At 74.7% G+C, this 10,318-nt stretch carries 10 protein-coding genes; 6 read left to right on the plus strand and 4 right to left on the minus strand.

Annotated features, from left to right (window positions below; genetic code table 11):
* Positions 1-32: 32 nt before the first annotated feature.
* Both AB0947_RS23955 and ligD read right to left on the minus strand, forming a co-directional pair.
* Positions 33-1,109 carry a LacI family DNA-binding transcriptional regulator gene (locus AB0947_RS23955; protein ID WP_366752383.1) on the minus strand — a complete coding sequence of 359 codons (1,077 nt, stop codon included), beginning with the start codon at positions 1,107-1,109 and terminating at the stop codon, positions 33-35.
* 91 nt (positions 1,110-1,200) lie between these two features.
* A complete protein-coding gene (gene ligD, locus AB0947_RS23960; RefSeq protein ID WP_366752384.1) occupies positions 1,201-2,220 on the minus strand; it encodes a non-homologous end-joining DNA ligase in 1,020 nt (339 codons plus the stop codon).
* 94 nt (positions 2,221-2,314) lie between these two features.
* Here ligD and AB0947_RS23965 point away from each other — a divergent pair, with 94 nt between their 5' ends.
* Positions 2,315-3,391 carry an ATP-dependent DNA ligase gene (locus AB0947_RS23965; protein WP_366752385.1) on the plus strand — a complete coding sequence of 359 codons (1,077 nt, stop codon included), beginning with the start codon at positions 2,315-2,317 and terminating at the stop codon, positions 3,389-3,391.
* A gap of 207 nt (positions 3,392-3,598) precedes the next feature.
* Here AB0947_RS23965 and AB0947_RS23970 read toward each other — a convergent pair whose 3' ends face one another.
* Positions 3,599-4,063 carry a MarR family transcriptional regulator gene (locus AB0947_RS23970; protein ID WP_366752386.1) on the minus strand — a complete coding sequence of 155 codons (465 nt, stop codon included), beginning with the start codon at positions 4,061-4,063 and terminating at the stop codon, positions 3,599-3,601.
* 231 nt (positions 4,064-4,294) lie between these two features.
* On the opposite strand from AB0947_RS23970, the gene pcaH reads away from it, so the two are divergent.
* The 5 genes from pcaH to AB0947_RS23995 all read left to right on the plus strand — a co-directional run bounded on the left by pcaH (position 4,295) and on the right by AB0947_RS23995 (position 9,001).
* Complete coding sequence (gene pcaH, locus AB0947_RS23975) at positions 4,295-5,068, plus strand: protocatechuate 3,4-dioxygenase subunit beta (protein ID WP_366752387.1); 774 nt, start codon at positions 4,295-4,297, stop codon at positions 5,066-5,068.
* Between the two features lie 5 nt (positions 5,069-5,073).
* Complete coding sequence (gene pcaG / locus AB0947_RS23980) at positions 5,074-5,676, plus strand: protocatechuate 3,4-dioxygenase subunit alpha (protein WP_366752388.1); 603 nt, start codon at positions 5,074-5,076, stop codon at positions 5,674-5,676.
* On the plus strand, positions 5,673-7,013 hold the full coding sequence (gene pcaB, locus AB0947_RS23985; RefSeq protein WP_366752389.1) for a 3-carboxy-cis,cis-muconate cycloisomerase: 1,341 nt from the start codon (positions 5,673-5,675) through the stop codon (positions 7,011-7,013). Before pcaG ends, pcaB begins: the two co-directional genes overlap by 4 nt.
* Positions 7,010-8,131, plus strand: a complete 1,122-nt coding sequence (gene pcaD, locus AB0947_RS23990) for a 3-oxoadipate enol-lactonase (protein WP_366752390.1) — start codon at positions 7,010-7,012, stop codon at positions 8,129-8,131. Before pcaB ends, pcaD begins: the two co-directional genes overlap by 4 nt.
* Before the next feature lie 78 nt (positions 8,132-8,209).
* Positions 8,210-9,001 (plus strand): SDR family NAD(P)-dependent oxidoreductase, encoded by a 792-nt coding sequence (locus tag AB0947_RS23995; protein ID WP_366752391.1) that lies wholly within the window; start codon positions 8,210-8,212, stop codon positions 8,999-9,001.
* Between the two features lie 31 nt (positions 9,002-9,032).
* Here AB0947_RS23995 and AB0947_RS24000 read toward each other — a convergent pair.
* On the minus strand, positions 9,033-10,318 hold a 1,286-nt coding region (locus AB0947_RS24000; RefSeq protein ID WP_366752392.1), incomplete at its 5' end, for a tetratricopeptide repeat protein.

Consider the following 10,318-nt stretch of genomic DNA (forward strand, 5'->3'; position numbering starts at 1 on the left):
GCGCCCCGGCAGCCGGCGGCGCTCCGGGGGGTTCAGGCCGAGGCGCGGTGTATCAGGGTGGTCGGCAGGATCACTTCCGACGGCGGTGCCCGGTGGGCGCCGGCCGTCCCGTCCGTCCCCTCGCGCGCGCCGGACAGGCCGCGCAGCAGCAGGCGGGCCATCAGCCGGCCCATGCCCTCGATGTCCTGACGGACCGTCGTCAGCGGGGGGTCGGCCTGTTCGGTGACCGGCACCATGTCGTCGAAGCCGACCACGGCCACGTCATCGGGCACGCGCCGGCCGCTCGCGCGCAGCACCCTGAGGGCGCCGAGCGCGGTGAGGTCGTTGGCGGCGAACACGGCGTCGACGTCCGGGCAGCGGTCGAGGAGTTCCCGCATGGCGCGTTCGCCGCCGGACGGGGTGAAGTCGCTCTCCTCGACCAGCCGGGGATCGTGTCCGCCCAGGACGTCGGTCATGACGTCGCGGTAGCCGTCGAGCCGGTCCACCGCCGAGGTCTGGTCCAGCGCCCCGGTGATGTGGGCGACGCGCCGGCGGCCGAGGTCCAGCAGGTGCCGGACGGCCGCGCGGGCCCCGCCCCGGTTGTCGCAGTCGACGTAGACCACGCCCGGGCCGGAGGCGCGCGCGTCCGCGCCCCAGCCGGGGCGCCCGCCGAACACGGTGGGCACGCCGGCGTCGTGGATGAGGCCGGGCAGCGGGTCGTCCAGGTGCAGCGAGAAGACGAGCGCGCCGTCGACGTGGCCACCGGCGAGATAGCGGGCCACGCGCGCGTGGTCGGCACGGCCCTCGGTGAGCAGCAGCACCAGCTGGTTGTCGTGGGCGGTCAGTTCCTTGCTGATGCCGCGCAGCTGGAGGGCGAAGAAGGGGTCGGCGAAGACGCGGGTCTCGGGCTCGGCGATGACGACCGCGACGGCGTCGTGCCGCCGGGTGACGAGACTGCGCGCAGCCTGGTTGGGGACGTAGCCCAGTTCCTCCACGGCCCGCCGGACCCGCTCGGCCAGGGGCTCGCGCACCCCGTCGCCGCCGTTGACCACCCGGGACACGGTGGCCCGGGACACCCCGGCCCGCGCGGCCACGGCCTCCAGCGTGGGGCGCGACACTGCCTCGGTCACTTCGGGACTCCTCATCGGCGGCTGCCGATCAGGATAGCCGCGGGACACGGGACCGGCCGGTGCCGGACGGGACGCGGAACCGGACGGGCCTTCAGGGCGAGGACTCCCGGCGGGCGCGGCTCGGCTGCACCCGTTTCGGTTCGCCGGGCATCTTCGGGTACTCCGGCGGATACGGCAGGTCGCCCAGGCCGTGGTCGTGTTCGTCCTGGCGGGCCAGTTCCAGCAGCGCGTCCAGGGAGTAGGCGTGGTCGTCCATGTCGGCGTGCACGTCGCCGAGTTCGGCGAACCGGGCCGGCATGGTGGCGAGGTCGAAGTCGCGGGGCTCGGCGACCCCGACCTCCTCCCAGCGCAGCGGCGCCGAGACGGGGGCGTACGGGCGGGGACGCACCGAATAGGCGGAGGCGATGGTGCGGTCCCTCGCCGTCTGATTGTAATCGAGGAAGATACGGCTCCCGCGCTCCTCCTTCCACCACTTGATGGTCACCCGGTCCGGCATCCGGCGCTCCATCTCCCGGCCGACCGCGATCGCCGCGCGGCGCACCTGGGTGAAGGTCCAGCGCGGTTCGATGGGGACGAAGACGTGCAGGCCCCGGCCGCCGGAGGTCTTCGGCCAGCCGCGCAGCCCGCCGAACTCCTCCAGCACGGCCCGTAGTTCCCCGGCGGCCCGGGCCGCGTCGGCGTAGTCGGTGCCGGGCTGCGGGTCGAGGTCGATGCGGAGTTCGTCGGGATGGTCGACGTCGGTGGCGCGTACCGGCCAGGGGTGGAAGGTGAGGGTGCCGTACTGGGCGGCCCACACCACGGCGGCCTCCTCGGTGGGGCACATCTCGTCGGCGCTGCGCCCGCTGGGGAAGGTGATGTGGGCGGTCGGGATCCAGTCCGGCATGCCCTTCGGCGCCCGCTTCTGGTAGAACCACTCGCCGCCTACGCCGTCCGGGTAGCGCTCCAGGGTGGTGGGGCGGTTGCGCAGGGCGCGCAGGATGCCGGGGCCGACGGCGGCGTAGTACCGGGCGAGGTCCAGCTTGGTGAAGCCCCGCTCCGGGAAGAACACCTTGTCCGGGCTGGACAGCCGTACGCTCCGGCCGGCCACCTCCAGTTCCACCGCATCACCCATGCGGCCACGGTAGGCGTACCCCGCGCCACTCGCATACCGGGCACAGCCGTACATATCTGAGCGGAAACGAATGTATGCGAGCAGAATCGGAGGCATGGATCTGCCCGTCATGCCGCCCGTGAAGCCGATGCTCGCCAAGTCGGTGGCGAGGATCCCGCCGGGGATGCACTACGAGGCCAAGTGGGACGGCTTCCGGTCGATCGTGTTCCGGGACGGGGCCGAGGTCGAGCTGGGCAGCCGGACCGGAAAGCCGCTGACCAGGTACTTCCCCGAGCTGGTCGCGGCGCTGCGGGAGCGGCTGCCCGAGCGGTGCGTGCTGGACGGGGAGATCGTCATCGCGCGGGGCGGCCGGCTGGACTTCGACGCGCTGACCGAGCGCATCCACCCGGCGGCCTCCCGGGTGCGGATGCTGGCGGAGAAGACCCCCGCGTCCTTCGTCGCCTTCGACCTGCTCGCCCTGGACGACCACGCCCTGCTCGACGTGCCGCTCACCGACCGCCGCGCCCTGCTGGACCAGGCGCTGGCCGGGGCGGGCCCGCCGGTGCACGTGGCGCCGTCGACGACCGACATCGAGGTGGCCCGGCAGTGGTTCGAGCAGTTCGAGGGCGCCGGCCTCGACGGGGTCGTCGCCAAGCCGCTCACCCTGCGCTACCTCCAGGACGAGCGGGCCATGTTCAAGATCAAGCACGAGCGCACGGCGGACGTCGTCGTCGCCGGGTACCGCTTCCACAAGAGCGGCCCGGTGGTGGGCTCGCTGCTGCTGGGGCTGTACGACGAGCAGGGCCGGCTCCAGCACGTGGGCGTGTCGGCCGCGTTCTCCATGAAGAAGCGCGCCGAGCTGGTCGAGGAGCTCCAGCCGCTGCGCATGGAGGACGTCTCCGGGCACCCGTGGGCCGCCTGGACGGACGAGACCGCGCACGAGACGGCCCGGCTGCCGGGTGCGCCGAGCCGCTGGTCGGGCAAGAAGGACCTGTCCTGGGTGCCGCTGCGGCCGGAACGGGTGGCCGAGGTGGCGTACGACCACATGGAGAACGGCCAGCGGTTCCGGCACACGGCCCGCTTCCGCCGCTGGCGCCCGGACCGCACACCGGAGAGCTGCACGTACGGCCAGCTGGAGGAGCCGGTCCGGTACGACCTCGCGGAGATCCTCGGCGGGAAGGGCGGCGGCTGAGCGGGCCGGAGCGCGGGCCGGCCACGGGCGCCCGAGCCACGGCGCCGACGACGGCCACCGTCACGGCTACGGCTACGGCTACGGCTACGGCTGCATGAGGATCCCGGCGGACGGCGGCGCGCCGGACTTCGCCGCGGGGCAGGTGTGGGTGGTGTACGTGCCGGCACCGTGAGGCGGCCGGTGGCGTGCGGGCCGGTGGGGCCGGCGTCAGCTCTGCGCGGCCGGCGGGCCGGCCGGGTGGCGCAGCTCCTCGGCCGCGTCCGCGACCCGGCGGATCAGGTCGAAGAACACGGTCTGTTCCTCGGCGGACAGCGGGGCGAGGAAGAGCTGGTTCATCCGGGCGGTCCGCACGGTCAGTCTGCGGTGGGTGCGCAGGCCGTCGTCGGTGAGGCGGAGCAGGAAGCGCCGGCCGTCCTGCGGGTCGCGCACCCTGTGCAGCAGTCCCCGGCGGTCGAGCCGGCTGATGACCTCGGCGATGGTGGAGCGGTCGAGGCCCACCCGCTCCCCCACGGTCCGCTGGTCGAGCCCGGGTTCGGCGACGAGGGCGTTCATGACCGCGAACTGCGGCGAGGTGATCTCCTCCGAGACCATCGTGTTCCACAGCAGGTAGTGCGCCTGCTGGAGCCGCCGGGCCAGATGCCCGGGATGGGTGGCGAGGTCCACCGCGGCCATGTGCGCTCCCCTGGTCGATTCGTTTGTGCACTGAACGATACCCGACACCTGGTCGTCGTGTCTCGTTCCCGCGACGCACAGTTGCCAGCTCTTGACGGTCACCGTATCCGGTGGCAGCGTGAGCAGCACCTCACCGAGACAGTCAGTGCGCTGACTACTTGCCCTGACTATCCACTCCCGACGAACCGGAGAGCCTTCCTCCTCGAACGCCAAGGAAGCGTCAGGTATCCCATGCCTCTCACCCAAGCCGACATCGACCGGGAAATCGCCGCGGCGCACACCGCCTACGAGAAGCGCGTCGCCGACGGCGCCCCCGTCGAACACCACCCCCGCCGCGACTACGCGCCGTACCGTTCCTCCGTGCTGCGCCACCCGAAGCGGCCCCTGGTGGCGATCGACACCAGCCAGGACCCCGAACTGGTGGAACTGCACTCCCCCGCCTTCGGCGAGCGCGACCTGGCCGAGGTCGACAACGACCTCACCCGGCAGCACACCGGCGAGCCCATCGGCGAGCGGATCACCGTCTCCGGACGGCTGCTGGACCGGCACGGGCGCCCGGTCCGCGGCCAGCTGATCGAGATCTGGCAGGCCAACTCGGCCGGCCGCTACGCCCACCGGCGCGAGCAGCACGACGCCCCGCTGGACCCGAACTTCACCGGTGTCGGCCGCGCCCTCACCGACGCCGAGGGCCGCTACCACTTCACCACCATCCAGCCGGGCCCCTACCCGTGGCGCAACCACGTGGGCGCCTGGCGCCCCGCGCACATCCACTTCTCGGTGTTCGGCTCGGCGTTCACGCAGCGGCTGGTGACGCAGATGTACTTCCCGAACGACCCGCTGTTCCCGTACGACCCGATCCTGCAGTCCGTGACGGACGACGCGGCCCGGCAGCGGCTGGTCGCCACCTACGACCACAGCCTGTCGGTGCCGGAGTTCTCCCTCGGCTACCACTGGGACATCGTGCTGGACGGCCCGGCCGCCACCTGGACGGAAGAAGGACGCTGACCGCCATGACGATCACCGACCCGAGCGGCCCCGACCGGGTGCTGCCCACCCCGTCCCACACCGTCGGCCCGTTCTACGGCTACGCCCTGCCGTTCCGCGGCGGCGAGGAGATCGCGCCGCTCGACCACCCGGACACGGTCACCGTGCACGGGTACGTCCTCGACGGCGAGGGCGCCCCGCTACCCGACGCGCTGATCGAGCTGTGGGGTCCGCGTCCCGACGGCACCGTCCCGCACGTGGACGGCTCCCAGCGGCGCGACCCGGCGACCGGCGGGCACCTGGGCCGCAACGGCGTGGAGTTCACCGGCTGGGGCCGCGTCCAGACCGACGCGGACGGCCACTGGTACGCCCGTACCCTCCGGCCCGGCGCACGCGGGCGGAACGCGCCGTACCTCAGCGTCTGCGTCTTCGCGCGTGGTCTGCTCGTGCACCTGTTCACCCGGATCTACCTGCCGGGCGACGAGGCCGCGCTGGCCGCCGACCCGCTGCTCACCCGGGTGGGCGAGCGGCGCGACACGCTGATCGCGACCGAGGAGGCGGGCGGCGCCTACCGTTTCGACATCCGTCTTCAGGGCGAAGGCGAGACGGTCTTCCTGGAGTTCGAGTGACATCCGCTTCCCCTCCCTGTGCCGACACCGGCCTGCTCGCCCCGGGCTGGGCGCTGACGGGCGCCGCGTCCGAGACGAGCGACCACGCGTACCTGCGGGCCCTGCTCGACGCGGAGGCCGCGCTGACCCGGGCGCAGGCCGCGCTGGGCCTCGCCCCGGCCGGGGCCGCGACGGCGGTGACCGAGGCGGCCGTCCCGGAGCGGTTCGGTATCCGCTCCCTGGCGGCGCGGACCGCGGACGGCGGCAACCCGGTGATTCCGCTGGTCGCCGACCTGACGGCGGCGGTCGGCGCGGAGTACGGCCCCTACGTCCACCGCGGCGCCACCAGCCAGGACATCATGGACACCGCGACGATGCTGGTCGCCGCGCGCACCCTCGCCCCGGTCCTGGCCGACCTCGGCCGCACCGAACGGGCGCTGGCCCGCCTCGCCGCCGAGCACCGGGACACGGTGCTGCCCGGGCGGACGCTCACCCAGCACGCCGTCCCGACGACGTTCGGGCTGAAGGCGGCGGGCTGGCGCTCGCTGGTCCTGGACGCGCGCGACCGCGTCACCCGGGTCCGGGACGCGCTCCCCGCCCAACTCGGCGGCGCCGCCGGGACCCTGGCGGCCTTCCGGGCGTACGGCACCGAGGACGCGGCCGCTCTGACGCGGGCCTACGCCCGCGAAGCCGGCCTCGCCGCCCCGGCGTTGCCCTGGCACACCCTGCGCACCCCGGTGGCCGACCTCGCGGGGTGCCTGGCGTTCACGGCGGGGGCGCTGGGCAAGCTCGCCGTGGACGTCCTGACGCTGTCGCGCACCGAGACCGGCGAGGTGAGCGAGGGCAGCGGCGGCGGCTCGTCGGCCATGCCGCACAAGGCGAACCCGGTGCGCGCCACGCTCCTGGCAGCCGCTGCCCGGCGCGCCCCGCAGCTCGCGGCCACGCTGTACGGCTGCCTCGCCGCCGAGGACGAGCGGCCGGCCGGCGCCTGGCACGCCGAGTGGGAGCCGCTGCGCGACCTGCTCCGGCTGGTGGGCGGCGCGGCCTCCCACGCGGCGGAGCTGGCCGAGGGGCTGCGGGCGCACCCGGCCGCGATGCGCCGCAACCTCGGCATCACCCGGGGTCTGATCGTCTCCGAGCGGCTGTCGGCCGCCCTCGCGCCCGTCCTGGGCCGGGCGCGTGCCAAGGAGCTGCTGACCGAACTGGCCCGCCGCGCCCACACCGAGGACCGTCCGCTGTCCGAACTGCTGGCGGAGACCGGCGAGCTGGAGGGTGTCGACCTCGACGAGCTGCTCGACCCCGCCCACTACACCGGCTTCGCCGGACCCCTCACCGACCGCGCCCTGGAGCGACCTTGACCGTGCACCTGCTCAACCACCGTGCGGAAGGCCCGGCTTCCGCTCCCCCGCTGCTGCTCGGCCCCTCGCTCGGCACCTCCCTCGCCCTGTGGGACCGCATCGCGCCCGAGCTGTCCGCCGCCCACCGGGTCGTCCGCTGGGACCTGCCCGGGCACGGGGGCTCGGCGGCGGACCTGATCGGGCCGGGCGCGACCGTCGGCGACCTCGCCGCGCTGGTGCTCGAGCTGGCCGACGCCCTCGGCATCGACCGGTTCGCGTACGCGGGCGTGTCCCTGGGCGGCGCCGTCGGCCTGCACCTGGCCGTCCACCACCCCGGGCGGCTGTCCTCGCTGGCGGTGCTGTGCTCCTCCGCCCACTTCGGCGGGGAGGCCCCCTGGCGGGAGCGGGCGGAGCGGGTGCGCCGCGAGGGCCTGGACGGGCTGGCGGACAGCGCCGGGGCGCGCTGGTTCACGCCCGGGTTCAGCGTGCCGGGGCTGGTCCGCGACCACCGGGAGGCCGATCCGGGAGCGTACGCCGCCTGCTGCGACGCGCTCGCCGCGTTCGACCTGCGCGACCGGCTCGGCGACATCACCGTGCCGACGCTTCTGGTGGCGGGCCGGCAGGATCCCGCGACCCCGCCCGCCCATCTGCGGGAGATCGCCGACGCGGTGCCGGCGGCGACGCTGGTGGAACTGCCCGGGGCCTCCCACCTGGCGCCGGCGCAGTGCCCGCGGGCCGTGCTGGGCGCGCTGCGCACCCACCTCGGCGGGCCGCCGGCCGGTGGCATGGCGGTGCGCCGGGAGGTGCTGGGTGACGCCCACGTGGATCGCGCGCAGGCCCGGCAGACCCCGTTCACGGCCCGCTTCCAGGACTTCATCTCCCGCTACGCCTGGGGGGAGATCTGGACCGACCCGACGCTGTCCCGCCGCGAGCGCAGCATGATCACGCTGACCGCGCTGGTCGCGCACGGCCACCTCGACGAGCTGGCGATGCACGTCCGGGCGGCGCGGCGCAACGGGCTGACGCCGCAGGAGATCGGCGCGGTGCTGCTCCAGACCGCCGTGTACTGCGGGGTGCCGGCCGCCAACGCGGCGTTCGCGACGGCCCAGCGGGTCCTCGCCGAGGAGGAGGCGGGCTGAACGGCGGGGGTGACCGGAGCCGGCCGTACTCCCGGCAAAGGCTCGTTACCGGCGCCCCGGCCTGCGTAGGCTGACGGCATGTCCACTGTTCTGATCACCGGTGCCACCTCCGGGCTCGGCCGGTACGTCGCCTTCGAACTGGTCCGCTCCGGTCATCTGGTCCTGGCGCACGGCCGTGACCGGGCACGCACCGAGCGGCTGGTCGCGGAGCTGCGCACGGAGGGCGCGGCCGAGGGCTTCGTCGCCGATCTGGCCCGGCTGGCCGAGGTGCGGGAGCTGGGCGCGCGGGTGGCCGAGGCGCATCCCGGCCTCGACGTGCTGGTCAACAACGCGGGCGTGGGCGCCGGGACACCCGGCTCCGGGCGCGAGCTGAGCGCCGACGGGCACGAGCTGCGGCTCGCCGTGAACTACCTCGCGCCCGTGGTGCTGACCCGCGCCCTGCTGCCGGTGCTGCGGGCGAATCCGCCGGCCCGGATCGTCAACGTCGGCTCGGGCGGCCAGGAGCCCGTCGACTACGCCGACCCCGGGTTCACCCGCGGCTACAACGGCCTGGCGGCCTACTGCCGCAGCAAGTTCGCGCTCGCCGCGTACACGTTCACCCTGGCCGAGGAGCTGGCGGGCAGCGGCGTGTCGGTGAACGTGCTGCACCCCGCGACCTACATGGACACGGCGATGGTCCGCGAGGGCGGCATCACCCCGTGGAACTCCGTCGCCGACGGGGCGCCGGGCGTGCTCGCGCTGGCCACCCGGGAGACGGGCAGCGGCGGGTACTACGACGGGACACGGCCGGCGCGGGCCCACGAGGCGGCGTACGACGCAGACGTCCGCGAGCGGCTGACGGCGCTGACGGAGCAGCTGCTGGGCAGGTGACAGCGCGAGCCCCGCGCCGCCTCCGGGGGGCTCAGCGCGGCCGCCGCCCCGTCTCCAGCGCCTCCCGTGCCCGGGCCACCAGGTGCTCCGCGCCGCACGCCCGCGCCAAGTCCAGGCCCCGGCCCAGTTCCGCGGCCGAGCGGGCGGCGATGCCGTACTCGACGCGGGCCGCCGCGTGCTCGTACTGGCAGGGTGAGGCCTCCAGGTAGGTGACGGCCCGGGCGGCGAGCCGGACCGCCCGCTCTCCCGTCGCCAGGGCGGCGGCGCAGCGCAGGGCCTCGCCGATGGCGGTGTCCGTGCCGAACCGCTCGGCCTGCCGGCGGGCGTCGGCCGCGAGCTGGGCGGCGCGGTCCGGGTCCTGCCCGGCGAGCGCCTTGGCGAGGTCGATGGACCAGGGCGCGAGGACCGGGTTGTGGCCGCCGCGGGAGGCGGCGGTCTTCTCCGCTGCCTCCAGTTCGTTGATGCCGTCCTCGGTGCGGCCGACGGCGAGCAGCAGCCGGCCGCGCACGGAGCGGATGTCGGGCAGCACGATGGTGGACGGGTACGGCGGCGCGAAACCGTACCGTTCGGCGACCGACCAGGCCTCCTCGATCCGGCCCCGGGCCAGCAGGGTGTCGACCAGACCGCAGGTGGCGGACCAGTACAGCGGCAGTCGGCGGCCGACGCGCTCGGCGAGGACCAGGGCCTCGCGCAGGGCGGACTCGGCCTCGCGCAGCCGGCCCTGCCTGCGGTAGGCGAGCCCGAGGAAGGCGTTGGCCAGGGAGAGGTGGCCGCCGTGCCAGCCGGCCGTGGTGTAGACGCGCCGGGCCTCGGCGAACAGGCTCTCGGCGCGGTCGAGCCGGTCGGCGTAGGTGTAGGCGCTGCCGAGCATCATCAGCAGCTCCATGCCCCACTCGGTGTCGGTCCAGCCGAGGCCGGGCGCGAGGCGGCCGTTGACGAGGGCGCGGTCGCACAGGCCGATGACCTCGTCGGCGCTCTCGCCGTGGGTCATCGCGTCGAAGCCGCGCAGGATCAGCAGGGCGCGTTCGGCGTTGTCGCGGCCGGTGCAGGTGCCGGCCAGCTCGGCCAGGCGCCGGGAGCGGGCCGGGGAGACGGTCTCGCCGTGGATGCCCTCCCACATGAACTGGAAGGCCTGCAGCCGCATCCGGACGGGGCCCGCCTCGTGCCGGGCGGCCTCGGCCTCGACCGTGCGGACGGCCTCCTCCAGCTGGTCGTTGTGGAGCAGCGCCTGGGAGAGGCGGACGACGGCGTCGACCCGGTCGTCGCCTCCGAGGCCGGACATGCCGAGGGCGCTCTGGAGATGGCCGATGGTGACCG

It is taken from the genome of Streptomyces sp. NPDC047841 (assembly GCF_040704085.1).
GTDB classification, from domain to species: Bacteria; Actinomycetota; Actinomycetes; order Streptomycetales; family Streptomycetaceae; genus Streptomyces; species Streptomyces argyrophylli.

What these genes read in the sequence shown, in the direction of transcription:
- pcaG (WP_366752388.1), top strand. Translation starts at nt 5,074, where the DNA reads ATGACGATCACCGACCCGAGCGGCCCCGACCGGGTGCTGCCCACCCCG.
- pcaH (WP_366752387.1), top strand. Translation starts at nt 4,295, where the DNA reads ATGCCTCTCACCCAAGCCGACATCGACCGGGAAATCGCCGCGGCGCAC.
- AB0947_RS23970 (WP_366752386.1), bottom strand. Translation starts at nt 4,063, where the DNA reads ATGGCCGCGGTGGACCTCGCCACCCATCCCGGGCATCTGGCCCGGCGG.
- AB0947_RS23965 (WP_366752385.1), top strand. Translation starts at nt 2,315, where the DNA reads ATGGATCTGCCCGTCATGCCGCCCGTGAAGCCGATGCTCGCCAAGTCG.
- ligD (WP_366752384.1), bottom strand. Translation starts at nt 2,220, where the DNA reads ATGGGTGATGCGGTGGAACTGGAGGTGGCCGGCCGGAGCGTACGGCTG.
- AB0947_RS23995 (WP_366752391.1), top strand. Translation starts at nt 8,210, where the DNA reads ATGTCCACTGTTCTGATCACCGGTGCCACCTCCGGGCTCGGCCGGTAC.